At 61.3% G+C, this 26,269-nt stretch carries 18 protein-coding genes and 1 pseudogene; 6 read left to right on the forward strand and 13 right to left on the reverse strand.

The annotated features are described in order from the left end of the window. The first annotated feature begins 232 nt into the window (after window positions 1–232). On the forward strand, window positions 233–1,258 hold the full coding sequence (locus tag P6U25_RS24375) for a hypothetical protein (protein WP_407147307.1): 1,026 nt from the start codon (window positions 233–235) through the stop codon (window positions 1,256–1,258). Window positions 1,259–1,337: 79 nt separating this feature from the next. On the opposite strand, the gene P6U25_RS24380 is transcribed toward P6U25_RS24375, so the two are convergent. From P6U25_RS24380 to P6U25_RS24415, 8 genes and pseudogenes are all read right to left on the reverse strand, one after another. Further along, window positions 1,338–6,296, reverse strand: coding sequence for an Ig-like domain-containing protein (locus tag P6U25_RS24380; protein WP_407147308.1), 4,959 nt, complete (start codon window positions 6,294–6,296; stop codon window positions 1,338–1,340). Window positions 6,297–6,601: 305 nt separating this feature from the next. Continuing rightward, the gene (locus tag P6U25_RS24385; RefSeq protein WP_407147309.1) at window positions 6,602–8,518 is read right to left on the reverse strand and encodes an ABC transporter ATP-binding protein; all 1,917 of its coding nucleotides are present in this window, start codon (window positions 8,516–8,518) and stop codon (window positions 6,602–6,604) included. Beyond that, window positions 8,410–9,426 carry a glycosyltransferase gene (locus P6U25_RS24390; protein WP_407147310.1) on the reverse strand — a complete coding sequence of 339 codons (1,017 nt, stop codon included), beginning with the start codon at window positions 9,424–9,426 and terminating at the stop codon, window positions 8,410–8,412. The genes P6U25_RS24385 and P6U25_RS24390 overlap by 109 nt, the downstream gene beginning before the upstream one ends. Continuing rightward, window positions 9,423–11,381 (reverse strand): polysaccharide deacetylase family protein, encoded by a 1,959-nt coding sequence (locus tag P6U25_RS24395; RefSeq protein WP_407152601.1) that lies wholly within the window; start codon window positions 11,379–11,381, stop codon window positions 9,423–9,425. Before P6U25_RS24395 ends, P6U25_RS24390 begins: the two co-directional genes overlap by 4 nt. Before the next feature lie 381 nt (window positions 11,382–11,762). Further along, window positions 11,763–12,362, reverse strand: a pseudogene (locus tag P6U25_RS24400) (glycosyltransferase family 2 protein); the annotation flags it as partial. Next, window positions 12,359–13,516 carry a glycosyltransferase family 2 protein gene (locus P6U25_RS24405; protein WP_407147311.1) on the reverse strand — a complete coding sequence of 386 codons (1,158 nt, stop codon included), beginning with the start codon at window positions 13,514–13,516 and terminating at the stop codon, window positions 12,359–12,361. The pseudogene P6U25_RS24400 and the gene P6U25_RS24405, both read right to left, overlap by 4 nt. 18 nt (window positions 13,517–13,534) lie before the next feature. Beyond that, window positions 13,535–14,518 carry a UDP-glucose 4-epimerase GalE gene (gene galE, locus P6U25_RS24410; RefSeq protein WP_407147312.1) on the reverse strand — a complete coding sequence of 328 codons (984 nt, stop codon included), beginning with the start codon at window positions 14,516–14,518 and terminating at the stop codon, window positions 13,535–13,537. 575 nt (window positions 14,519–15,093) lie between these two features. Continuing rightward, window positions 15,094–15,417, reverse strand: coding sequence for a hypothetical protein (locus tag P6U25_RS24415; RefSeq protein WP_407147313.1), 324 nt, complete (start codon window positions 15,415–15,417; stop codon window positions 15,094–15,096). Between the two features lie 567 nt (window positions 15,418–15,984). Between P6U25_RS24415 and P6U25_RS24420 the strand changes: the two genes are divergently transcribed. Genes P6U25_RS24420 through P6U25_RS24440 form a run of 5 tightly spaced genes read left to right on the forward strand, consistent with a single transcriptional unit; the run spans window position 15,985 to window position 21,468 of the window. Then, window positions 15,985–17,199, forward strand: coding sequence for a glycosyltransferase family 4 protein (locus P6U25_RS24420; RefSeq protein WP_407147314.1), 1,215 nt, complete (start codon window positions 15,985–15,987; stop codon window positions 17,197–17,199). Continuing rightward, a complete protein-coding gene (locus P6U25_RS24425; protein ID WP_407147315.1) occupies window positions 17,199–18,191 on the forward strand; it encodes an NAD-dependent epimerase/dehydratase family protein in 993 nt (330 codons plus the stop codon). Before P6U25_RS24420 ends, P6U25_RS24425 begins: the two co-directional genes overlap by 1 nt. Then, the gene (locus tag P6U25_RS24430; protein WP_407147316.1) at window positions 18,146–19,123 is read left to right on the forward strand and encodes an FkbM family methyltransferase; all 978 of its coding nucleotides are present in this window, start codon (window positions 18,146–18,148) and stop codon (window positions 19,121–19,123) included. Before P6U25_RS24425 ends, P6U25_RS24430 begins: the two co-directional genes overlap by 46 nt. Window positions 19,124–19,157: 34 nt before the next feature. Continuing rightward, the gene (locus P6U25_RS24435) at window positions 19,158–20,126 is read left to right on the forward strand and encodes a glycosyltransferase (RefSeq protein WP_407147317.1); all 969 of its coding nucleotides are present in this window, start codon (window positions 19,158–19,160) and stop codon (window positions 20,124–20,126) included. Between the two features lie 7 nt (window positions 20,127–20,133). Beyond that, on the forward strand, window positions 20,134–21,468 hold the full coding sequence (locus tag P6U25_RS24440; RefSeq protein WP_407147318.1) for a hypothetical protein: 1,335 nt from the start codon (window positions 20,134–20,136) through the stop codon (window positions 21,466–21,468). Window positions 21,469–21,503: 35 nt separating this feature from the next. Here P6U25_RS24440 and P6U25_RS24445 read toward each other — a convergent pair whose 3' ends face one another. The 5 genes from P6U25_RS24445 to P6U25_RS24465 all read right to left on the reverse strand — a co-directional run bounded on the left by P6U25_RS24445 (window position 21,504) and on the right by P6U25_RS24465 (window position 26,181). Next, on the reverse strand, window positions 21,504–22,385 hold the full coding sequence (locus tag P6U25_RS24445) for a polysaccharide pyruvyl transferase family protein (protein ID WP_407147319.1): 882 nt from the start codon (window positions 22,383–22,385) through the stop codon (window positions 21,504–21,506). Beyond that, window positions 22,382–23,194, reverse strand: coding sequence for a glycosyltransferase family 2 protein (locus P6U25_RS24450; protein WP_407147320.1), 813 nt, complete (start codon window positions 23,192–23,194; stop codon window positions 22,382–22,384). The genes P6U25_RS24445 and P6U25_RS24450 overlap by 4 nt, the downstream gene beginning before the upstream one ends. Before the next feature lie 152 nt (window positions 23,195–23,346). Continuing rightward, window positions 23,347–24,852 (reverse strand): lipopolysaccharide biosynthesis protein, encoded by a 1,506-nt coding sequence (locus tag P6U25_RS24455; protein ID WP_407147321.1) that lies wholly within the window; start codon window positions 24,850–24,852, stop codon window positions 23,347–23,349. Continuing rightward, complete coding sequence (locus P6U25_RS24460; RefSeq protein WP_407147322.1) at window positions 24,846–25,217, reverse strand: hypothetical protein; 372 nt, start codon at window positions 25,215–25,217, stop codon at window positions 24,846–24,848. The genes P6U25_RS24455 and P6U25_RS24460 overlap by 7 nt, the downstream gene beginning before the upstream one ends. A 58-nt stretch (window positions 25,218–25,275) precedes the next feature. Beyond that, window positions 25,276–26,181, reverse strand: a complete 906-nt coding sequence (locus tag P6U25_RS24465) for a beta-1,6-N-acetylglucosaminyltransferase (RefSeq protein ID WP_407147323.1) — start codon at window positions 26,179–26,181, stop codon at window positions 25,276–25,278. Window positions 26,182–26,269 lie beyond the last annotated feature (88 nt).

Below are 26,269 nucleotides of genomic sequence, written 5' to 3' on the forward strand. Positions count from 1 at the left end.
CCAGGCCGCGCTGACAACGCGCCGCCATCGTTGGCACATATTCTAGTCCAAATGTCGCGATTTGGTTCAAGCGAAAAGCTCAGGCAACGGGGATCGGAAGCTGGCTGAGTCTTTAACCACGCAGCAAACGACGCGGCAGGACCCGGCGAGTTCGCGCGACTTGATGCCGCACGATGACGGCCCGTTGGACGACAATTCCAACGGGATTCAGTTTGCGCTTGTCATCGCGCGGATGATCGACACGGTCGAACATAGCCCCGAGCACCTCCGCCAGGCCGTCTACGATCTCGCCCGTTACAAGCTGCGCGAGCAGTTCACTTCCGCGAACGAGAAGGACATCAAGCAGGCGCAACAGGCGCTCGAAGCCGCCATCCGCGGCGTCGAGGACTTTTCGAGGCAGCACATCGCCGTTGCGCGGCCGCAAACTCCGAGACTGGAAGCCGGTTCCGGTGGCGCGCCCCATCTCGACCGGCAACACCGGCCGGCCGTTTCGATCGACCCGACCCCGGCAGCGCGCAGACGGTTCTCGCATCCGTTTTCGCCGCTCGCTGTGCGGACGGTTGCCGTGCTGCTCGTCGTCGGCGGGGCCGCGGGCGTCGTCCAGCAGAGGGAGCGGCTGGCATCCTGGGTGCAACGCTTGTCGCGCCCGCAAGAGCAGCCCGCCGTCCCCGTCCAGGCGCGCGCGCCGATGGCAGCGGTCGCGGCCGCAGTTCCGGCCCCGCCCCCGAAACCCAACCCGCTGCGACCAACGGACTACGGAGTCTACGCGGTCGAAGGCGATTCACTGACCGAGTTGCAACTGCTGCCCGGCCGTCCTCCGGACATCCGTGTCGCCGTGTCGGCCGCGCTGCGAACGCCGAGCCACACGGTGCTGTCGAGCGGGCACCCCAAATTCATCGTATTCCGCCGCGATGCGGCGACCAACATCGCGGACCGCGCGGAGGTCCGCGTGATCGCCAAGGTCGCGCGGGAATTCTCCGCCGAGGTTGCAGGCAAACGACCGGAGGATGGCGATAGCTGGGTGATCCGAAACGTCGCTTTCCCGTTTCGCGTGTCACCACTGCCCGACAGCCCGGAAATGTACGAGCTGCACAGCGAAGACCCCGCGCTGGAGCTGACGCCAGGCCGTTACGCGCTGGTGGTGAAAAACCAGGCCTATGATTTCACCGTGGGCGGCGACGTCGTCGATCCCAAGCAGTGCATCGAGCGAATCGTTGCGACGAACGGCACCTTCTATTCCGATTGCAAGAAGCCTTGAGCCTTTCCGGTCGACAACATAACTGCACCCTCCCCGGCTTTCGACCGGAAGCCGGGGATAGTTGGTCGAAGGTCCGACCCTATTGGTGAAGCATGAAGTTGTGAAACTCCGCGAGGTGCGTATCCGGCGATATCGTAGCGTGGAGGGGCTCAACATGATCGGTCGCCGGCAAGGCCGGCCGCAGGCTATCGGGCTGCGGCATCACTTGGTGATTGACAGGTTCAAGGCTGAACGTGCTCGTGCTCGCCGATGAACCGGCGCGATCAAAGGTAAAGCTGTCGCCCGCCATCCGCACGGCCGTCGGAGCCTCGGGGGCCGATACAGGTTGTGGCGCCGAAACCGAGCCGAAATCGAATCCATCCTTGGGCGGATCGATTACCAGCGTGCCGCCGCTTCCGTCGTTCGAAAGATTGAACGTCGAGTGCGTGTAGTCGCCGACCAGCGAAAGATGTGCGGTGTGGCTTTGAGCATCGGTCACGGTCAGCACGCCACCGGTCGTGTCTCCTGAATAGGATGTAGACGTTCCGGACCCGAACGCGATGTCCTTCAGGTCGATCTGATTCGAATTGGATGCAGTCCCGTCGCCGCTGAGATGGATCAACTTGCCGGTAAACTGCGACGCGTGATCGAGCACCAGCGTGCCGGTTGCGGCATTGAAGGTGATCGATCCCGAAACGGCACCGGTCAGTTCGAGCTTGGCACCGGCCTCGATCATGGCTGGCTGGCTCATATTACCTAAGGTCAGGATGATATTTCCGGAAATGTCGAGGACCGTGGATGGCGTATTGATCACACCATCGCCATTGAGGTCCTGGTGGAAGACGGTTTCGACCGACGCGAGCGATGCGTCGGTTCCGGACACGCTGTTGATGATCTTGGAGACGAAGTTGCCGTTGCTATCGGTGCTCCAGGCTGCGTATTGCCCGCTGACGGAGTCCTTCCAGGCCACGTAGTAGCCGCCTGACGTGGCTTCCGCACCAATCGGCGACCAGGTGCCGAATTGCCCGGCGACGACGGCGGCACCGGCGTATTTCAATGTTGGTCCCTGGCTGCCGCCGATCGCGTCCAGCAAGTAGTCGTTGCCGAGCTGGTCCAGACTGGTTGCACCGGACGCTTCGATCGACGTCGTTGCGATCGGTGTCGAGGTGACCGGCGGGACACCGATGACGCCATCACCATTCAGGTCCTGGTGGAAGACCGGCTCGATCGATTCGAACGATGAGCTGGTGCCCGATACATTGCTCAGGATCTTGGACGCGAAGTTGCCATTGCTGTCGGTGGTCCAAACGGCGTACTGGCCGCTCACGGAATCCTTCCAGGCCACATCATATCCGCTCGACGTCGCTTCCGCCGCCACCGGCGACCATGTACCGAACTGCCCCGCCGTAACGGCAGCGCCGGCATATTTCAGCAGCACTGCCGCATCAGCAACCGACATGTAGTAGTCGTTTCCGACCCTGGTGAATGACGTCGTGCCGACCGCCTCGATCGTGGTGCCGATCACCTCCGCAAGGACATTGGAGGGTTGGCTTTGATTGCCGACCTCGTCGGTCGCGGTTGCGGAGAGCTTGTGCACGCCGGCAGCGAGCACTCCGGTGCTGACGCTCCACGTCCCGTTGGATGCGGCCACCGTGGTGCCCAGCAACGTTGTCCCGTCATACAAGTTGACGGTGCTTCCGGCTTCCGCTGAGCCGGAAGCAGTGATGCTGCCAGATGCAAGCGTGGCCGAGATCAGGTTGGGGGCCACCGGAGGCTGCGTATCGACCGTCACGTTCAGCGCGACAGAGGCAGCGCTGAGATTGCCGATGGCATCCGCGGCCTTGGCCGTGAAGAGGTGGCTGCCGTCCGCCAGCGCTGCCGTCGCGAACGACCAGGCGCCGGTTGCGTCGGCGACTGCGGTCCCGACAAGCGTTGCCTGGTCGAAGACTTCGATCGTGACACCGGCCTGGGCACTTCCGGTCAGGGTCAGGTGATTTGCCGCGGTGAGGCCCGCGGCGGTCACCCCGCTATCGGCTGAGAACGAAGCGGTTGGGGCCGCCAGCCCCGTCATCGTCATCGGCGTGTTCCAGTCGGTGACGAATGCGACGTCCGACGCCGTCAGTTGCGTGACGCCGACGACGTGCAGCGTGTCCGTTCCTCTTGCGTAGTGGACGGTCCAGACGTCGCCGACATTGGTGAGGTAGGCGGAGGCATCGTAACCCTTCAGCGAGAGCTTGTCGTGTTCGGTGGCGCTGTTGGTCACCGAATGGAAATCAGCGATCGTGACATAGCCGCTGCCCGGGGTGTAGACGAAGGTGTCGTTGCCCGCGCCCCCCGAGATCCAGTCATTGCCGCCACCACCGTTGAGGACGTCGTCGCCGCTTGAGCCCACGATGCGGTTGGCAAGCTGATTGCCTGTACCGGTGAGCCCGCCCATCATCATGGTCAGGTTTTCGACGTTGTCGGGCAGCGCATAGGAGGTCCAGGCCTCGACACTGTCGATGCCGCCGCCAGGATTCTCGATGATCTTCTGGTTCGGGTTGTTGACGACATAAGTGTCGTCCCCGGTCCATCCGATCATTGTGTCGTCGTAGTTGAACGCCGTGATCTTGTCGTTGGCCGAGGTGCCGTAGATCGTGTGGCTGCTGGTGCTTCCGTTGATCCACGATGTGATCAGGCCGCCGACCGGGAGCGAACCAGGAAGCTGGAAATCGTCGCTGGTGAACGACGAGATCGTGGTGTTACGCAAGACGAGGGTATCCTGGCTCGTCAGCGCCAGATAGACGTCGTTGCCGACCTGGGTCATCGCCGCCTGAATGTCGCTGAACGAGGTGAAGGCGAACCCGTTGAGCTGGATAACGTCGTGTCCGGCTCCCGAGCCCGGAGTGAAATCGGTGATGATATCCGAACCGTCCCCGGCATTGAAAACGAACGTATCCGCGCCGCCGCCACCGGTCAGGATGTCATTGCCGAGCCCGCCGGTGATGACGTTCGCGGCATCATTGCCGATGATGATGTTGGACTGCGAGTTGCCGGTGGCGTTGATCGCAGCCGAACCGGTAAGCGTCAGGTTCTCGACATAGTCAGAAAGCGTGTAGGTGACCGATGACTTCACGGTATCAATGCCGCCACCATAGCTTTCGACCACCTTCGCGTTCGGGTCGGACACGATATAGGTGTCGTCGCCGGCCCCGCCGCTCATGGTGTCGGCGCCGCCCACTCCGTCGATCAAATCATTGCCCGATGTGCCGGTCAGGGTGTCGGCACCCGCGGTTCCGGTGATAGTGTTGGTCGGCGCTCCGCTGGAGAGCAGCGCATAGTTTGCGAGCGTGTATTCCGGCAGTTGATATGCGGTAATGGAATCGATCGATACACTCGCCGTCGCGTCAGGGGCGGCATTGCCGGCCCAGCTCCCGCCCATGGCAAGGTTGGCGATCATGTACATCGGCGTGTTCATGTCGGAGGGAGTGGCCACCTGCCCCACCTCAGCGCCGTCCACAAAGTAGGTCAGGGTGTAAGGCGTCCATTCGACCGCGAAAGTATGCTGGCCAGCAGTCAGATCGGCCGTATTCGCCCAGTACCCCTGATCAGCCGTGGTCGAAGACCGGAACCCCCAATGCGACTGATCGGGATGCGTGCCCAGCGCTTCGAGCACGTCGAGCTCCGTGGCGAGACCATGCGGATTGGTCGGCAGCATCCAGAAGGCCGGCCATGCACCGGGCGTACCGGATAGCGTCGCCGTCATTTGAAAGTAGCCGTAAGTCTGGGCGAAGCTGTTCTGGCTCGAGATCATCCCCGATGAGAACTCGTGGCCGCCGACATAAGGCGCATCGGCCGCAGGCAGCGGCTGCGCGCTGATGACGAGATGGCCGTCCTGGATCGAGAATGGGTTAAGCCCGAGCGGCGCGGACGCCTGGCTTCCCGGCAGTCCCGAAAAGCTCGGGTCGACATAGATCTCCTGCTCGCCGGAGAGCGAGTAACTCGCCGGCCCGCTCCAGGCATAGCTCGTGCGCCATGTCAGATGGGGGTCCTGCCCCACTGAGAGCGTGTTGAAATCGTCGTTGAAGGTCTGCACCATGTCGGTGCGCGCTTCGACGATATTGATGTTGGCCACGGTGAAATCCCCCACCTTGGCATTATTCATCCTGATGGTTTCGCCGCTGCTGAGCGTGAGGACGGTATCGGTGCCGACCTGCTTCATGGCAGCGGTGACATCGGACAGCGAGTGGAAGCCGGTGCCATTGAGCTGCAGGATGTCGCCGCCCGCGCCGGTCTTGAAGTCGGTAATGACGTCGTTGCCGTTGCCGACCGCGATGACGAAGGTGTCGATGCCGCCACCTCCGTTGAGCACATCGTTACCCTTGCCGCCATCGATGATGTTGTTGCCGGCATTGCCGATGATGATATTGTCGAGATCGTTGCCGGTCGCAGGCGACGAGTAGTTGCCCCCCAAGATCAGGTTCTCGACATTGGGCGCATTGACGAGACTGTAGCCGTCGATCATCCCGTCGTTGATGGTATCGATGCCCTGGCCCGGCTGCTCGACGACCTTGGTGTTGTGATCATACATGAAGTAGGTGTCGTCGCCTGCGCCTCCGATCAGGGTGACGCCGGTTCCGAGCGCCTGCAGGGAGTCGTTCATCGCGCTGCCGGTCAGCGTGCCCCCGGCTTGCACCGTGAGCGCCGCGGTGTTCGGCGCGGCGCTGCCCTGAAGCGGATTGTCGAGCACGACATTGGAAGCGACGAGAGACGAAAGCGCAACGTTCTGCAACGTCAAGGTTTCGGTGCTGGACAGAGTGACGATCGTATCGGCGCCAACCTGCCTGGCAGCGGCAACAAAGCTTGCGAAGGACGAAAATCCGTAGTTCTGCACGCGCAGGACGTCTCCGCCGACGCCGGCCTGAAAATCGCTGATCGTGTCAGAGCCGTACCCCTTCGAAATTGCGAAGATATCGCTACCGGCTCCGCCGGTGAGAAGATCGTTTCCAGTGCCTCCGAACAGGATGTCCGATCCGGAAGTTCCAACGATAATGCTCGCGTAGGTTGAGTTCACGGTCATGATGGCTACTGTGCTCCTTTGCATTCACACCCATCACGAAGGTGTTCAAGCCGGTTTACGAACTTCGAAACAAATTGAAGCATGCGTCTGAAATGCAGGCGCGCACGCGCGATGCAGTGTCGCAAGTTCCTTTGTGGGAACAACACGCCTCAACAGCGGTGCAGATCACGCCACGTCCTGTACCCGAGCTCTCAGCTCTGATCTAACCCGTAGTGCTACGGGTGAGGACACGATCGCGCAGGCATCGATGCGCGCGGTCGCGGATGTCTCGTTCTCATGATCGGCGGAGAACCATGACGGCGAGTTCAGGGCGCGGCCCGCACGGCTCCCAGGCGAAGATTCCTGGAAAAGAGATTGCTGGAATCCGCCAGTAGTTTCGCCGGAGGCCCTTCCGCACAAACCCGGCCGGCCTCGAGGCAGACCACGTGATCCGCATCGAGCACCGATTCCAGGCGATGGGTAATGAGCAGCAAGGTCCGGCCGTTGAGCTGCTGCTGGATCGCGCGCTTGACACTGTCCTCCAGGGAGCGATCGAGAGCACTCATGGCCTCGTCCAGAATCAGAAACTCGGGCTTGCGCACGATGGCGCGGGCGAGGCCAAGGCGCTGGCGCTGCCCGCCCGAGAAGCGCGTGCCGTGCTGTCCGATCCAGGAGTCGTATTTGTCCGGCAACGCTTCGACCATTTCCGAAATACCCGCGACGCGCAGCGCGTCCAAAATCTCTGCCTCCGACGCGTCGTTCTTGGACATGCGCACATTGTCGATCACGGTGCCCTCAACGAGGTCAACGTCCTGACCGGCAATCGCGAGCAGGCCAAGCCATTCCGTTCGGCGGAGATCCTCGATTGGACGACCATCAACAAGGACGCATCCTTCGGTCGCGGAATAAAGACCGAGCAGGAGATTCACGATCGTGGTCTTACCCGCCCCGCTCGCACCGACGAGTGCGGTGATCTTGCCTGCCGGAATGTCAAAGGAGACATCGCGAAGCGCGGGATCGGATCTGGCCTCGTAACGGAAGGTGACATTGCGGAACGAGATCCTATCGGCCAGCCTGTCGATCGCGAGGTGTCCGGGCTTGGGATATTCCTTGTCGTCCTTCGCCAGCATCAGGCGGATGGAACGCAACTGCGGCTCGATCTGCGCCATGTACAACAGGCTGGTTTCCAGCTCACGCAGGTGCGGCTGCAACCGGTAGAGCAAGGCGACCGCCGTAAGGCTGGTCGCGAATCCGACTCCCCATACGTTGGCGGACGCGATGACGAGGCAGAGCACCACGAGATATCCCACTTCGGTCAGCGGAGACACCAGCGCCGAAAGACGCGCGAGCCCCAGAGCGACCTTGCGCGCCTCAGCCGACGCGCCCTCGAAGCGCTCCTGATGCACCTTCTCCTGGCCATACGCACGGATCGTCCGCATGCCCTGAAGGGTCATCAGCATGTGCTCTCCCAGTCTCTGGTGAACCAGCTTCACTCCGCTGCCGAGCTCTTGCATCGGCCGGGAAAGGTGACGCATCCCGACCGATACGGCCATCGAAGCCGCGATAGCCATCACCGTAATCTTCACCGACAGCGCAAGAAGAAACGACAGGAACAGAACAATCGAGCAGGAGCTGACGATGATGCGGGTCAGATTGCTGTAGGCTCCGGAGATCAACCATGTCTCGGTCCCCAGAACCTCCATCAGGTAGGCTTCGTCGTGGCGCTGAAAGAACGAATACGAGGTCGACAGATATTGCAGATGGACGCGGTTGCGCGCGACCTCGTTGATCTGCTCGCCGACATGGGCGCTGATCAGCGTATTGGCAAAGGCCAATGCGCCGCGTATGACGATGAGAAAAAGCACCACCAAAGCGGTTTCAGTCGAGCTATGAAACCAACTGGTCGCGTGCCGAAGCGCATCGCCTAAAATGCCGCTCGTCGACGTCGCGAGCTCGACCTGCCCCATCGCAAGATAGAAGAAGAGCAGCACCAGCGTGATCCCGACCGTCTCCGCCAGGGATGAAGCCAGACCAAGGACGATCAGCAGCAGCGTCGCCCAACGCGGCAATGGAGCCACCTTGAGGAGCCGCCACAGCTCCGCCAGCGCTGCGCGCCGCGCGGCTCTTGGCTTCTTCATATCGTCTGTGTCTTCTGCCATCGGGATAGATTGGAGTCGCCGATCAGGAATGACGGCGATGGCCGCCGGAATTCTCTCTGCCGCAGGTTGCGGAATGCCCACCACGCCGCGGAGGCGATATCCCGCGGCAAGCCCAGCGCGGCGACCTTGACGGCCAGCACGGGATTTCGCCGGAACAGCAGCATAAGGACCGATGCAAAGTAAACCAACTGACCGCCGGTCAACGCTCTCCGAAGCAGCCACCGGGCGTAGTTGCTGATCCCGCGGTCCAGCAACGCGATGCGGTCGGGATGCCGGGCCGCCATCTCATCTGCGACCAGCATCCAGGAGCGGAACATCCGCGTCATGTCGCTCGACATGTTGTTGGGCAAGTAGCGGTAGCCGATCTCGTACTCAGGGACCACCGCGAAGTGATAGCTTTCCGCGACTCGACAATAGAACAGCAGATCTTCGCAGCCCTGAGCGCCCGATGCCCGCAGGCCGCTCTCGAATCCACGCGCCGCAATCAGCGCATTCCTGCGAACCATCGCCGCGCTACCGTTGCCGATGAAGTTGCCCTCGAACAGATATTCGAGCACATCGCCGGCGTGAAACACCGGATCGGATTTCACGCTCACGCGGCTCTTCGCATCGATCCACGCATACCAGCTATAGACCAGGCCCGTCCTGTCTCCTCCGTCGATCATCGCCTGGAGCTGGTTTTCGATCTTGCGCGGCGCCCACAGATCATCAGCGTCGATGAACGCGATGAATTCCGCATGCGCGGCCTGCCACCCCGTGTTGCGAGCGGCCGCCACACCGGCGTTATCCTGCCTGATGATCGTGATACGCGGATCGCGCTTGGCATGGTATTCGGCGACCGCGAGCGTGTCGTCGGTGGATCCATCGTCCACCACGATGATCTCGAGCCGCTCGTGCGATTGCGATCGGACGCTGCGAAGCGTCTCGTCGATCGTCGCCTCGGCGTTGAACGCTGGAACGACAACGCTGACCAGGCACGTACTTGTACTCATTGATACCGCTCCAAGCAGTGCACAAACGTCTCCAGACTTTGGTCGCCCCTCACCTCGATGCGCGGAAGGTCGAGCAAGTCATCTTGCAGTCCGGCAGCCCGATCGACCGTGTTGAATATGGCCTTGTAGCCGCACTCCGCCGCTAGAATTCTGAGCCGCTGGTCGGTGCATCCAAACGGCGCCGCGAGCGATGTGGTCGGCCGCTCCAGCCAGGTCTCGAGCTGAATCCGCGACCGCAGCAATTCTTCGGCGAGTTCTGCGGTCGAAAGCCTGTCGCTGCGGGGATGGCGCGCGAGATGACTTCCGAACATCGCGCCTTCACCGGCAAGCGCGATGATGCTGTCGGCATCCATCAGCGGCGCCGGCATTCCGAACGATGCATCCCACTCCGCCCTTGCGCCGACCAGGTCCGTGACGATGAAGACTTCCGCGGAGAAGTCATTGGCTTTCAGGATCGGCCACGCCTGCTCGGCAAAATCCTGATAGCCGTCGTCGAAGGTGATTAGCAGCGGCCTGCCTTCAAACGGATGATTGTTGGCGACAAACCACGCGAGCTGCTCCGAGTTGATGGTGTGGTAGCCATTTCTCCGCAGCCACGACATCTGCTCGGCAAAGGCATCCGGATCGATGCGGTAGCGCGCAAGCTGATCCGGCCCATCGGTCGCAATTCGATGGTACATCAAGACGGGAACATGCGAGCGTCTTTCCGATTTCAAGACCTCCGATCGCCGCTTGACGGCTCCATTCCGCACGACAAATCGCGCGACCTCCGTATCGATCGGCGCATCAATTCGCGCAATCGTCACCTGCGGCTCGAGCGCAACCTCGCCAGGCGCAAGGCGCCGGTAGCGATCGACGCGATAGAGCTCGGTCTGAATCGATGCCTCGAGCGCGAGCTCGGGCAACTGCGCCATCACTTGGGCTATTGTCTCGGCTCCGTACGGATTTTCCCAATCGAATCCGGTGCGAGAGGCGTCGTCCTTCAAGACGTAGCTGTGCGCCGTGATGAGGTGACCGCCGGGACGCAAGGCGCGCGCAACCCTCTGCGCAACGCGTGCCAGCTCGGCTTCATCGTCCAGATAGTAGAGCACCTCGGAGCAGCAGATCAGATCCATCTCATCGGGAAGACAGTCGGCCGAGAGATCGAGCCTGGCGAACTCCACATTGCGGAGTCCGTCACATCGCAAGCGAGCCCGCGTGAGCGCGGTCGATGAAATATCGGATGCCAGGAGGTGCCCGACCTTCGGCGCCAACTGCCGGCTGAAATGCCCCTCCGCACAAGCCAGCTCGAACGCACGCTGCGGCGGCTCGGCCGGCAACAACTCGAGTTGCCGACGGTACTTCTCCTGCTCATAGGGTGAGCCGTAGTTCCATGGATCCTCTCCCTGAAAGAACCCCTCCCAGAACACTTCACGTCCAATGTCGCGTGGGCCGCCTGCAAGAGTATGGCCCTCGCTGCTGCCGGATGCCTGCGCCCTTGATCCGATTTGCGATCCGGCTTCGCTCGACATGCGCCGCTGCAGCGCATGCAGGCGATGCTGATGGCTGTCCGGCCCGTTCCGCCCAAGTTGGCCGATTCGCTTGATCAACTCGACCGGCCGGCTGAGATGCCGAAGCCGCCCGTCCCTACCCGCCGGAACGGGTAGATAGGAGAGGTGTTCGCGGATCAAAGTCAGCCAGAACTCCGAATCCACCGCTCCGAGCAGGCCGACATCAAGCAAGGCCAGGACCTGCGGTCCATCGCAAATGTAAACGTAGAGCCGGTCGATATGTCGGGGTGGGCGAAACGCCGGAAGCTCCTGAAGATCGACACGGAGACCAAGTGTGAGGTTGAGTTCGCGCGGCGCCGACAGGTCGTCGTAATCGAGCAACATGCGCTCAAACCGGTACTGTATCTTTCGCGCTTCTGCCGGATCATGCCAGGCCTGCCCGATTGCAGTGATCAGTTCGGTCACATGCTCGCCGAACTCGCGCCACCGACCGGCCAATCGCGCCGGCGTTGCGCGGGCCCCCACAGCGACCGAGTCCAGCAGATTGAGCGCAATCTCATCCGCTGCCGTGACGGATTGCGGTATGTCGGCGAGTACCTCTCTTGAAAGGCGACTGCTGTTCCCTCGGGCGCAATCGATGCCGCAACACCAGAGCGCGAAGTAGGCCTGCGCTGCCGCCTGCGGCCTGCCGGAAGCGGCCGATGCCCCGTTCCGGTGAGCCGCTGCTGGATGCTTCACACGCTCGTCGGCAGAAAATCCCCGAGCAATAACCGTATTCCCGTCAGCCAGCATTTGCCGGATGTCGCTTGATAGCGAATGCTCGCTCGACCAATAGTAGCTGAGCAACTCGTCAACATGGGTCCAGGTGCCACCGGTTCGCGCGATCCGCTGCCACAGGTCCCACTCCTCGCAGGTGCGAAGACTGGCGTCGAAACCGCCAACCTCGAGGACTGCACTTCTTTTGACAAGGACACCGTGAACGGCAACCGGACAACTGCGCGCAAACGCTTCGAATGGATTGGCCGCAACCGCTGCATTGCGATAGCGAGGCGTCTGATCACCATCAGGCATCACACGACAATGATCACAGCAGGCCGCAATCGCGGACGGATTTTCGTCCAACGCAGCGTTCATTTTAGTCAGAAATTGCGCATCAATCCAATCGTCGCTGTCAAGGAATAGAAGGCGCTCGCCGCTTGCGCTGGACAGGCCGATATTGCGGGCCGTCGATACGCCCCGCCCGTCGGACTTTAGCAGAACGAAGCGGGCATCCCGCGCGGCATATTCGGCAACGATTGCCGAGGTCGCATCGACCGAACCATCGTCAACGACCAGCGCTTCCCATCCGGGATCGGTTTGGGCCAACAGGCTTTCGAGCGTCCTGGCGATGGTCCTCTCGGCATCGCGCGCGGGGATTACGATCGAGGTAAGCGAACCGAATGTCATTTGCGCTTCCCCTTGCTGTGGTAGAAGCGGAAGCCGGACACGCAGCCGGCGATCTCCTCCCTGAGAAAGCGGTCGTCAATGCGCTTGTGTCCGATGGCTCTGCGGAGCAGCCGATAGGAGTACCAGGTCGGCAGGTACAAATACGCGCGGACTTGATTCTCCCGGAGAGCCGTTCGTTCATATTGCACCAGCAGCGCCGCGATGTGGCCTCGCATGTAGTAGTAGATCTGGCTCGCGAGTCCTTCCATCGTGCGGCGGTGAGAATGGAACGCCACAGAGGACGGCGCGTAGCGGCAAGTGTAGCCGCTGGCGAGCAAGCGGTACCAATATTCGGAATCACCGGAGCAGCCGGCTTGACCGACGTCGAGCCGCTCGTCGAACAGGCCGATCTTTTCGAACACGTCGCGGCGAAATGCCATGCTGGCGCCGGCGCCGACGTCCCACGCCGGGAACGCGTCCCGGCGATGCGACTTGAAGCATGCGCTGTCGAAGTCGCGCTCCCGGTAGCCCTTGCCAAATCCCCAATAGGTTTCGAAGTGCCGCTGCGCCTCGGTTGCGAGTTCGGCCGGAAGGACGAGCCCGGTCACGGCCGCGATCTGCGGCTGATCGAATGCGGCCACCAGCCGCTCCAGCCAATGAGGATGAAGCATGACGTCGTCGTCGGTGAAGGCCACGATGTCGCTGCTTGCACGACGCACGCCGGTATTGCGGGCGATATCGAGCCCTGGCCTGTCCTCGCGTACGTAGACCGCTCCGGCAGCCAACGCGACATCGCGCGTCCGCTGATCCCGTGAGGCGTTATCCACCACGATGATCTCACGCGGCCGAAAGCTTTGCCGCGGCAATGACGCAAGGCAGGCGGTGAGTTCTTCCGGCCGATCCCGCGTGCAGATCACCACGCCTGCCGAGACAGTCGGCTTGGCCTCCCTTTGCAACTCGTCCCCGATCGCCAGAAGAAACTCGGCATCAACGTGATCAATACGCGAACCACTCTGCCGCCCCCGATGCATCAGCACATGACCGATCGGACGGTCGCCGTGCCAGAACACCGTCATGCCCTCGCGCAGTTCCGTTCCGGCGACATCCGCAGCCGACGTCACCCCGACGTGCGTGACACCCTCGCCGAGTGGCAGGGCTGCGATGGAAGAGAGCATGGCCGTTTCGTTGCTGTGTCAGACCGGCGGATGACGGTCCCGCCACTCAAGTGCCGTCTCAATGATGAAGTCGATATCGGATTGCTGCGGCCGCCAGCCGAGCTCTCGCTCGGCCTTGGCGAACGATGCGACGAGCCTGGCGGGATCGCCCAGCCGTCGCGCGCCACGGCGCACGACCGGCTCGTTCCCGGCAACACGCTTCACCGCCGCGATCAATTCGAGCACGCTGGTGCCAACGCCGGTACCAAGGTTGAACACGTGGGTACCACCCTGCTCGAGCAGCATTTCGCCTGCAAGCACGTGGGCTCGCGCCAGATCGTTGACGTGGATGTAGTCCCTGATCGCGCTTCCGTCCGCCGTCGGAAAATCCGTGCCGAGTATCGTGAATGGCCGATCCGTTCGGCGCGCGGCTTCGATCGCAAGCGGAATGACATGCGTTTCCGGGTCATGCCGCTCGCCAATCTCACCGTCAGGATCAGCGCCGGCAGCGTTGAAATAGCGCAAGGACACCGATCCGATTCCGTAGGCCGCACCAAAGTCCTCGAGCATTCGCTCGATAATCATCTTCGACCAGCCATAGGGATTGATCGGCGCCTGCGGATGGCTTTCGTCGATCGGGATGTGCTGGGGGATGCCGTAACTGGCACACGTGCTCGAGAACAGCAGATTGCGGCACCCTGTTGCGCGCATCGCATTCAGCAGCGCAAGCGTGCCCGCGGTGTTGTTCTCGTAGTAGAGCGCCGGGTTCTCGACTGACTCGCCAACATAGGCGAACGCGGCGAAGTGCGCGACCAGGTCCGGCTCATGTGTCTCAAGCGCCCGCCGCACCGCGAGCGGATCGCGAACATCGCATTCCACCAGCGGTCCCCAACGCACCGCCTCGCGCCATCCGCGCGAGAGGTTGTCGAGCGCCACAACATGCCAGCCGGCCCCAGCGAAGGCCTTGCAGCAGTGGGAGCCCACATATCCCGCACCGCCGGTGACCAGTACTGTCCCGGTCATGTTGCCGCTCCGGCGTGGCAACAACTCAACTTGCTGCTGCAACAATCAATCGATCTTGCGAGTGGTCGACGGAGTAGCGCGCACCGCGACCACCCGAGGTCCTCACGCTCGTCGATCACGACGGCTTGGTGCTCGGAAACTGGAGGCCCCCTGAAACTCGACAGCCTGATTTGTCGCGGAAATTTGATTGGTCCCACTCCTCGCGCAATATTCACTTTGAAATTGGCCCAGCAGTATTTCCAAGACGATTGCCAAACCTATCGATTCAAAATGCGGCTTCTTCGCGATGAGGAACAAGCAATGCACGCCACAGTGCGTTGCCCGATGTTTCGTTGCCGATCCATTTTTACACATGCGCGAGGAGACACCGCGCACGCCGTGAGCGGATGCCTGCCGAGGTTCCACCGCATGGCTGTGTAAGAATCGAGCAACGTGCCAGCTCACGGGTCCGACGATGCCCTTAGATGAGCACGATAGTGCCTGCTATTGCGGCAGCGCAGAGGCCGAGTTCCGCCAAGTGGCAATAATGTGGCCACGCAACCTGTCCGCACGTGCGGGGGCGCCGGCTTTCCCACTTAAGGCTGGTGTTCCGCAAGCTCGTCGGATGGATAGTACCGCGCCCGGTGCGCCTCCGACAAAACCTCTCCGGTCGCGGACTTGGCCTGCGCCGTCCATCGATACACGCCCGGATTGCACGGTCCGAACGTTCTGAAGGTTCCAGATGGCAAGATGCCATCCGAGGGGATCGGCACCTCCTCTCCGCCCATCTCCCTGACGCCTTGGGTCAGCGTCAACGACAGGCTCTTGGCGCCCGCCGGAACGTTGTGAAGACGAAATTCCGGATTCGGGAAGAGAGTGACGCAACCCTTGGCTCCGCCCCAGGAAAAATCCAGCGTCATCGGATCGGCAAGGGCTGCGTGGCATGTTGCAAGCCACCCGGCGATGGCGACAACAACGAACCTAGATGACATGGGACCCCCAAAGGATCGGTCTACTCGAACGGCGTACTGCACGCGGCATCCTCTGTCCGGCCATGCGACGAGAGCACGATCAGGCGCGGGCACGAACGCGGGATCAAGGCACCGTCGCGTAGGCACTGCTTATGTGGCCGCTTTGAGGCAAGGACGCATGCCTCGATGACTTTTGAGCACGCCGTGTGGTGGTCGGCCGCCGTTGCTGCCACTTGGCACCGATTTTGAATTCCCACCGACACAAGAATTTCTTACTCGTCGAATAGAAGCCGCGATCATGCCTCACTCCGCTGTTGTCCAATATTCGAGCAGAGTGCCTCCGAAACATGACGCCAACATGCACGCCAAGCTGCGCTGCCTTCAACAAGGTTCGAAATTGAGGATAATGCAAGCCGACGACAGGCAACTCCGATCCACCGGTGCACGACCAACGATCTCGTATCGCGAGCATTTTCCCGACGGCCATGCGCCGTTTGCTGGAGGGGCGGTGCCGCTATGAAGATCTTCGTGCACGACTACGCGGGACATCCGTTCCAGGTCGATCTCAGCCGCGAACTGGCTTCGCGTGGACATGAGGTCAGCCACGCCTACTTCCACGGCGATCTCGGTCCAAAGGGTAAGCTCGAGAAATCGTCCAAGGATCCCGCTCACCTCTCTTTTGCCGGCGTCAAGCTGTCGCGACCTTACGACAAGGCGTCCTTCGTGCGTCGTCGATTCGACGACGTCGCTTACGGCAAAGCAGTTGCGAAGCTGGTGCATTCGGACAAGCCAGACATCGTGATCTCCGGCAATACCCCAACCGAAGCCCAATCGGCTATCGTCAACGCGTGCAAGCAAACCGGCACCAAGTTCGTGTTCTGGGTTCAGGATTTCTACAGCGTTGCGGTGTCGCAGCTACTGCGTAAGAAGCTGGGTCCGCCCGGTGCCGTGGTGGGTGCCTATTATCGGTTTCTCGAGCGGCGCCAGTTTCAAAACTCCGATGCGGTCGTCGTCATCACGAACGCCTTCTCTCCGCTTGCAAGCAAGTGGACCGGCACCGAAGACAACGTCTTTGTGATCGAGAACTGGGGCGCGTTGAACGATATCGCGCCACACCCGAAGGACAATGCGTGGTCACGCCGTCACGGTCTGCATCACTCGTTCAACTTTCTGTATTCGGGTACGCTCGGGTTGAAGCACAATCCCGACCTGCTGGTGCAGCTCGCCAAGATGGTGAAGGGACGCGCCAACGTCGTGACCGTGAGCCAAGGCGTTGGCGTCACCCATCTCGAGCAGGCCAAGGCCGAGCTCGGGCTGGACAATCTGATCCTGTTGCCATTGCAGCCCTTCGCGGATCTCCCGATGGTACTCGCGACCTCCGATGTCGCCGTTGCGACGATCGAACCGGAGGCGGGAATATTCTCGGTACCTTCAAAGGTGCAATCCTATTTCTGCGCCGGACGTCCGGTGCTGCTTGCGGCGCCGAAGGAAAATCTCGCGTCTGATCTGGTTCGCCGCAATGGCGCCGGATTGGTCGTTGATCCCGTCGATCAGGCGGCCTTCCTGAAGGCCGCGCTGCGGCTTCTCGATGACGGAGCCTTGAGGACAAATGCAGCCGCCAAGGCGAGGTCATTTGCGCTCGAAAACTACGACATCAAATCGGTAACGGACCGATTTGAAACAGTATTTGACTATGCAATCGGTTCGAAAACTGCGGAAAGGAAAATCTAATGGCGACGAAGAACATGTCCACCGCACTGGTCTGCGGCGCAGGTGGCTTCATTGGCGGGCACCTGGTCAAGCGACTCAAGCGTGAGGGCTTCTGGGTGCGTGGTGTCGACCTGAAATTTCCGCCATTCGCGGAGACCGAAGCCGATGATTTCGTGGTCGGCGATCTTCGCGACCAGAATTTCTGCAGGCAGATCACCGACCGCAAGTTCGATGAAGTGTATCAGCTCGCCGCCGACATGGGCGGTGCCGGCTACATCTTCACCGGCGAACATGACGCCGACGTGATGCACAATTCGGCGACCATCAATCTGAACATGCTCGATGCCTGTCAGAAGCGGAATGTGCGCGGCATGTTCTATTCGTCGTCGGCCTGCATGTATCCGGAGCATAACCAGAAGGATCCCGACAATCCCAATTGCGCGGAAGATTCGGCCTATCCCGCGGCGCCGGATAGCGAATATGGCTGGGAGAAGCTGTTTTCGGAGAGACTATATCTCGCTTACAACCGCAACTATGGAATGCGGAACCGCGTCGCGCGCTATCACAACATCTTCGGGCCCGAGGGCACCTGGGAAGGTGGCAAGGAGAAGGCGCCCGCCGCGGTGTGCCGCAAGGTCGCCCAGGCTTCCAATCATGGTGAGGTCGAGATCTGGGGCGACGGCACGCAGACGCGCTCGTTCCTCTATATCGATGAGTGTCTTGAGGGCACCATTCGCCTGACCCGGTCGGACTTCGAAGGTCCGGTCAATGTCGGGTCGGAGGAGATGGTCACAATCAACCAGCTTGTCGATCTCGTCTCCGACATCGCCGGCAAGAAGGTGATCAAGAAACACATTCCCGGTCCACTCGGCGTGCGCGGCCGCAACTCGGACAACCGTCTGATCGGCCAGAAGCTCGGCTGGAAGCCATCGGCGACGCTGCGCTCCGGTCTTGAGAAGACCTATGAATGGATCGAGCGCCAGATCCGCAGCAACACCCGGGCCGCCGCCTGACGGGCGGCCCAACCGGCCTGGCTGACGAGAAGGAGAAGGCTCGCGCAAACCAGGCCACGATCATTTGGAAGGCTCGATGGGTAACAACCGGTGGGAGCTTCGCAATGATTGCAGACTTGATTTATGACGTTGGCCTGCACAAGGGCGAGGACGCAGCCTTTTATCTCAAGAAGGGCTTCAAGGTTCTCGGGATCGAGGCCAACCCGGACCTCGTACAACATTGCCGCTCGCGATTTCGCAACGAAGTCGCGAACGGGCGGTTGCGGATTATCGAGGGAGCAATCGCAGCGGAGTCCGAGGGACCTACCATCACCTTCTACAAGAACTCGGACTCCGTCCTCTCCACCATCAACAAGGACAGGGCCGAGCGCACCGAGAAATTGGGTCACAAGAGTGAATGCATAGTCTTGCCGCGCATCGACGTTCTCGATGTCTACCGCTCCTGCGGCGTGCCCTATTTTCTCAAGATCGACGTCGAGGGAGCGGATCATCTGGTGCTGGAGGGACTGAAGAAACAGCCCAACCGCCCTCGCTACATTTCGGTCGAATCCGACAAGGTCGACTTTGATGAGGTCGAGGCCCAGCTCGGCCTCTTGCGCGATCTTGGCTACCGGAAGTTCAAGGCGGTGCAGCAGCAGCGAATTCCGGGATCGCAGGTCAACACCAAGGTGCTGGACGGCTCGCGCGTCGCACATGTCTTCGAAGGCGGCGCTTCCGGTCCGTTTGGCGAAGACCTCGGCAGTGACTGGCTGGACTTTGACGGCATCGTTCGTCGCTACCGATCGATATTCCGCGACTACCGGTATTTCGGCGACGATTCCCTGTTGGCCAAATCTCCCGTTTTGGCACTGCCGTTCAAGGCGGCGTACAAGCTCTGCACGGGTCAACGCGGCTCACTGCCTGGGTGGTACGACACACATGCCGGCCTCTAGCCTCTCCGCCTGATGACATGCGCAGGACCTGATCGTGGATTCTGATTCGACCAGAAATATCGAAGTGTCGATTGTCATCTGCACGCGCAATCGCGCGAGCCGCGTGTCGGGGACATTGGGCGCGATGCGCGCGTTGCGCACCAATCACGCTTACGAGGTGATCTGGGTCGACAACGCGTCAACCGACGATACAGCGGCCGTGCTGCAACGTGCTTTCGGGAGCGACTCGGCCTCACGATACATCTTGTGCGAGCGGATCGGTCTCGGTGCGGCCCGCAATCTCGGTTGGGAAAACGCACGCGGCAGGATCATCGCCTTCACTGACGACGACTGCTATCCTTCGCCCGACTATGTTGATGCGATCTTCGCGGCATTTGCCGATCATCCCGGCGCGGGTGTGATCGGAGGCCGGATCCTCCTCCACAATCCGGACCATACCAGGATCACGATCGAGGAAAGTGAGGCAGCGCGTGTCTATCCGAAGCGGACCTTTGTCAGGGCCGGGACGCTGCAGGGCGCGAATCTCGCGTTCCGACGCGAGGCCCTGCAGGCGATCGGCGGCATAGATCCCGATCTTGGAGCGGGCACGCGCTTTCCCTGCGAGGATATCGATGCGGTGACTGCTGTGCTGTGGGCCGGATTCGACGCCTGCTTCGATCCCCGCCCGACCGTGGCGCACGATCACGGCCGCGTCGACGCGGACGTGCCAGCGCTGCTCAGTTCTTATGATCGCGGCCGCGGCAGCTTTTACGCCAAATACATCCTGCGGCCCGATACCCGCGCGACATTCATCTTGCGCTGGCTCAGCTCGACCTGGCGCCGCCGCGACTGGCAAGGGCTGCGCACACTTCGGACCGAACTGCGCACAGCAAGCCAATACGCGATCGCCAAACGCAGATATGGGGCGCTTGCGCTGGCCGTCCCGTTAGGCCTTGCCGCCCTTGCGGTGCAGTCCATCGTGTCCTTCGGCTTCTCGTCTGGACGTCGCCTTTGGAGCCGGTGAAGCAGAGATGAGGCGCGTAACGCGGAGAGCGGTGCTCAAGGGGGCGGCCGGCCTCGCGTTGACGACCATCGGCCCGCTCACGGTCTTCGACACGCCGGCCGCAGCGGACGGAGCCCTATCATTCGGCGACGCCATCATCACCGTGGAGAATACGACGGTGCGATCGACCGAGCTCTGGGCGGAAGTGCCCGTCAAGCTCAACGTACCGACCGCCTGCACGATCGTGCTGGAATACGAGACGCTCAATGGGGACGGGACGATCGGCGCGTCGCCTGGCGCGGCGACGGCCGACGCCGACTTCGTCGCGGCGCGCGGCTTCGTGATCTTTCAGCCCGGCGAGCGGGTCAAACTGGTGAAGATCCGCCTTGTGCGGCCGCTTGCAGAGGGCAAGTCAATCGTCCTCCAGGTATCGGATTTCGGACACCCACTGTTCGGTCTCGCGCACACCAGCGGCGAGGTGAGATGGGGCCCGCACACCACGATCGCGACCTCCTACGCCAAGGACGACGTGCCGCTACCGCCGCTGCCTTCACACGGCACAGTGATATTTTCGGATCGTCTGCTTGATCGCGAATTCGCCAGCGACGACGGGTTTGCACCCAGCGGCAGACCATGCTGGCAAAGCCGTCTCGCCACCGGACGGCGCCAGGACGGCAACAAGGAACTGGGCTACTATGCCGACCCGGCCCTCAATCCGGAGACGACGGTGTGGGGTATCGATCCGGCATCCGGCTGCCGCTTCATCCAGGCTGAGTATCACGAAGAAGGGTTATCGGATCGACAGGGCGGCAAGCTGGTGCCGGGCTGGCGCAAGGAAACGCCGTTTCGATTTTCCGCAGCGATGGTGACATCGCGAACGCTGTTCAACCGCATCACCATCAACAGTTATGTCGAGTTCAATGTCAGATTGATGAGGGTCCCAGGCAGTTGGCCGGGGCTGTGGCTGTTGCCCATCGCCCCCGGCTGGCCGCCTGAAATCGATGTCATCGAGGCCTACATCACCGGATTGCCGCAGTATCGGGACGACGTCATCTTCTCGAGCATTCACTGGAAAGGCGAAAAGGGGCCCGACGCTCGCGGCGCGGCGATGCCACTCGACCTGGTCGAGGAAGGCGCGAGCCTGTTCTCCCGATTCAACCGCTTCGGCTGCCTGATCGGGAAGCAACAGATCGTCTACTATTTCAACGACAAGCCCTATTGCGCCATGCCGAACCTGGTCGGCGCCGGGCCCTGGTACATGCTGATGGACGTCGCCGTCGGCGGTCCGGCGCGCGAGCCGGAGAATCCCGGCGCCTTTCCCGCCAGAATGCATATCGCCGGCGTCAAGGTCATCCAGTTCTGAAGCTTGTCGAGCGAGGCTGCAGCGCATCTCTCGCTTCAACGATGAAAATCGCGCCGGATTTGATCGGCGGCTTCCTCAAGCTTCGCGACGGCCCTCGCGAGCGCAATATCGGAGCTGAGCACCGGCTCCATCTCGCTCAGTCGCCGCAATCCTCGCGCGGCTGCGTAGGGCAGCGTGTCGTTGGCCGCGGTGACGGCCAATTGAATCAGCCGGTTCTTGCTGGACATCCAGTTGCCGTCCCTGCCCGTCTTGGAAACCCAGAGGTCGTGCAACGTCGCAGGAAAGGTCGGGAACGGCCTGAGATCGATCTTGAGGGCGCCCGCCCAATCCGACCATTTGAATCGGTGCGATCGGTGGAACGGAAGAACCGGCACCCATGGCACCCGTAGCGCATCCGCCACAATGGCGCCGTGCATCGCCTCGGTAATGACCGTGTTCGAGGCCTGGATCATGTCGAGGACCCGATCGACCGGCCACCGCGGATCGATCAGTTCGACGTCGGCCAATTCACAGGCCTTCGGCCAATTGCCGTTCAACAAGCTCTGCCAATGCGGGACGTAGCTGAACTTGAAGCGCTTCGGGACCGCTTTCTTCAGATGACGATTGACCAGGACAGCGGCATCGGCCGCGACCAACCGTTCGTCGAGTCCCAGCGCTTGCGCGGTAAGCGGTCCACGCACGCAGTAGAACTTCCATCGCTCGTCGAGCCGAGGCGCCGCGGTGTACTGCCCGAATCCCGATCCAAACACCACCTTCGTGGCCTGCTGCGGATGATGATCGAACAGGACCGACCCGATCGCGAGGAACAGGGTCAGATCGTCTTCGTCGAAGAAACGCGGGAAAACCTTCGGCATGAGCACATTGTTCAGATCGTCGCCGAAGTTCGGTGCGGTGCTCCGATAGTAGTAGAGTTTCATGATCGCGCCTGACGCAGCATAGTCGAGTAATATTGCACGGCGCCTCCAAATAACGGACCCACCGCGGCGCGCTTCCTGATCTGTCTGCGGATGTCCCGCGCGATCTCCACGACGGTCGCAGGCGCGTGCGCGGTCAAAAGGTGCTTGGCATACACTGCGCCGGCTCCGATGTCGTAGTAGTGCCCACGAACAAACGCCTCATCGTCAAAGCGGCCGTGATCGTGGGCCACGCTCGGCTCCGGGAAATAGCCGCCCGTCCAGCCGGCATATGACGCCCTGACGGCAACTTCCCATTCCTCACCGGCAAACGGAGTGCCGGCCCCAAAGTGGCTGTCGAACATGCCGGCATCGGTCAAGCACTGGCGCCTGAATGCCATGTTCGATCCCTGGACAAAGCCTCGCTGAACAAAGGTAGAGGAGGATAGAATCCGCGTAGTGGTGCTGGTGTTGCAGCCAAGCGGCGACTGCCGCGCGTCATATGGCAAGATTCTTCCGGAGCCAAAGCCCAATCCGGGATCTTGCGCGAAGACCGTTCTCCAGGCCGATGCAAAACCGCGATCAGGATAGCAGTCATCGTCGATGAAGAGGATGACGTCACCGGACGACGCCGCAATCCCGGTATTCCGACCGGCCGAATTGCCCGGTTTGGTCTCCAGAATGGCGCGCCATAGAGCGGGATTGACCTGACAGAACTCCTGCATCGCCGCGAAGGTACCATCGGTCGAACCATTGTCGACGAGCACAACCTCAACGGCATCAGCGCCGTCCATCGACCGGATATGGTCCAGGCATTTTCCGACGGTCCTCATTCCATTTCGAGAGCACAGGACCAACGTGAGTGCAACTTCGCGCATTTCTATCTTGCTCGGGCCTTGGTCAGGGTCGAGAACCGGCGGACACTTAACGCCGTGAACGTCAGGCAACATTATGGTCATTGAGCCAGGTGGTGCAACCGACATATTCAACCGGGCGTAGACGCCACTCCCTGATGCCTCTGCGACTTCGCGCCGATCGATCCAGCAAGCAGCCTCGCGATATCCATCGTCTGATCCCTGGCGATCAACAGCATCGTTGCAAAGTATGACACCGCTCCAACGGCAATGCTGATACTCAACGCAATGACTGGCGGAAGCTCGGGAAGAACATGTCGCGTGGCCGCAATGACCGCGACCATGACCAGGCTGGATCCGGCCGGACCGACGAAAACCCGCAGATACTCCGACACCGGTTCCGACAGGAGCCGCGAGGTCTTGATCATGGCAAACGGCCATCGGGCGATGGTCGCGATCAGAACGGTGGCCAGTAGCGTGGTCACGCCAAACCTCGACATCAGCACGAGAATGGCCAGCGTGACTATTCCGGCGGCAAGCTGATAATAAAACCACCAATGCGCGTGTCCGCGGCTGTTGATGAGGCTGCCTTGAATCACTCCGATGCAGGCCATCAAGCCGAGGCCGCAATACAGCCTGATGGGGTCGACCGTATCGACCCAGCGCGATCCGAATACGACGGGAACGGCGAGATCCGCCACCATCGCAAACCCGATGAAGACCGGAAACGACAACGCCGACGACAGGAATGTCGCAAGCAGGAACCCCTTCCTGACCCGCTCGACATTTTCCTGGATGGACGAGAACATCGGATGGGCCACTGCGCCGATCGGCGTCGCCAGGACGTTGAGGATCATCTGGAACAGGTTCCTGGAAAAGGCATAGATGCCCGCTTGATGCGGACCCAGGTAAAGCCCGACGATTGCCGGATCCGCCTGTGTCGTCAGCGCCTGCATCGCGCGCGTCCCCGACGAAAACGCACCGTAACGCGCGAGCGATTTGAGCGCGGCCAAGCTGATCCGGAATTTCGGTCGCCAACCGGCTCCCCACATCGCGGCCACCGTCGCGGTGACGGACGAGGACAGTTGCGCGATGAGGAGCGCCCATACTCCGTAGCCCGCCACGAGAAGAAGCACCGTCAGCGCCGCCGATACCAGCGTGGCGAGCAATGTCCGACCGGCAATCAACTCAAAGGACATTCGCCGCGTAATGATAGCTTGTGGAACGATGCCCGCGGCGTCGGCGAACAATCTAAGCCCGGCCACGGGCAGCAGTACAGCAACCCATTCCGAGCCGAGCATTCGACTGAACGGTCCGCTGCAGATGGCCAGTACGGCGTATGCGACGAGCGCGCAGATCGTCGCCGCCCAGAAGGTGGAGTCCAGGTGAATATCGTCTACGGATGACCGCTGAACAATTGCCTCGGCGAAACCGGTCGGCAACAGCACCGCAAGCAATGCAACCAGACTGCCGGCAAGGGCGACGACACCAAACTCGGCGGGACCGAGATAGCGCGACGTCACCAGAAAAACGAGAAAGCCCGCGAGCGATGGAATCACAGAATTGACGCTCGACCAGAACACGCCCCGGATTGCGCGAACGGCATGGGTACGATTGCCCGGCTCCGTGCCTACCATTTGCAGTTTTCTTCTTTCTTCCCGCCGGTGATGTTTCCGACAAGCTGCGCGTCGGAAGCGGTAAATGTATGGAACCGTGCACAGACCAGCTCACACGCGGCCGATTGTCTTCGGGGCAGTTCTTGAAGCTCATGCAATTCAACTGCCATCAGATACTCCGCCGAGCCGAGCGCATCCGGCCCGGACCGCCTCACCCGTCGATCGCCAATCAGCCGGGCAGACAATCGGCAAGCTACCTGACTTGCAACAGGCACGCCTGCTCTTCGCGTTTTCCATGCGGGTGACGCATCACCCCTCAACCAGCCCGGAAATGCGACCAAATTGTAGCCGAAGACGCCGCATGCGGCATGCTTGGCTTCCAGCAAATCATGACTGCATACGGCCTCTTCGGGTATCAAAGGCAAGCAATGCGACGGGAACGTGTCACATACGCGCATTCCGTTGCCGGATCATGACCGCGAGTTCCTCGGAGACAGTGGCGTCGGTGACCTTGCGACAAAACAACAGTTCGCCTGAGCCATAGATGCCATCTATCTTCATGCATGGATTGGCACGGAACATCGCGATGTGACGCTCGCCGATCTCCGACGGATTTGCCCCACCCCCGCTCCAGTCCGAATAGGTGATGCTCCGCCGCATCTTCGAACGAAACGGCGAATTCGCGAGAATGGTCTGAAACACCATCTCGTCCGGCACATGAGTGTTTTCATAAAACTTCATGAACTTCGGATGCTCGTCAGCAAACTTCTGGATGTAGGTGCAAGCGTCGCGGGTCAGCGCCCACCACTGGTTGCCGGCGTAAGGCGCGAGCTCGCCGAACCATTTCTTGTAATCGCGCGCCATCGGCACCACGCCGAGCCCACCGAGCAGCTTGCGGCCCTTGCCGATCCACCAGCCAACCGGCCCGGGACGGCCCTTGTACTGTGTCAGGCGCGACAGTGGTTTCGCGGCGGCCTCAGACGGCATCGCCACCGAGTCGATGAATTCAGTGCCGTTGTTCTCACGAAAGAACTCCTCGATCTCGTCCACCGAACGTAGCGGATAATCCGTCCCGCTGATCAAGACGAGATAATCGCAGCGGCGCGGCGCCGCCAACCCCGCCTCCATGAGTAAAAGGGCTGCCCTGATCAAGGAATAGTCACCCCAATGAATTGGAATTCGCTTCGTCGTGAAATGCGCACGAGAACCGACCGCGCGCTGGAATGGAGCGATGTCCGCATGGGCGTCGATATGCACAAAAATCTCCGTCGACGGTGACTGGAGCTCACAAACCAGCCGAGCAAGTTGCTCCGGCTGCCTATGGGCGAGAATGAGGTAAGCAACATTCATCTCTTGATTGTCCTGATGCGGTCACACGATCGCGGTGACGCGCGCTGGGGTTCAGTGACGAAATCAGAATGCTGGTGGGCCGAGCCCG

This window comes from Bradyrhizobium sp. ORS 86 (assembly GCF_045571475.1).
In the GTDB taxonomy this organism is placed as follows: domain Bacteria; phylum Pseudomonadota; class Alphaproteobacteria; order Rhizobiales; family Xanthobacteraceae; genus Bradyrhizobium.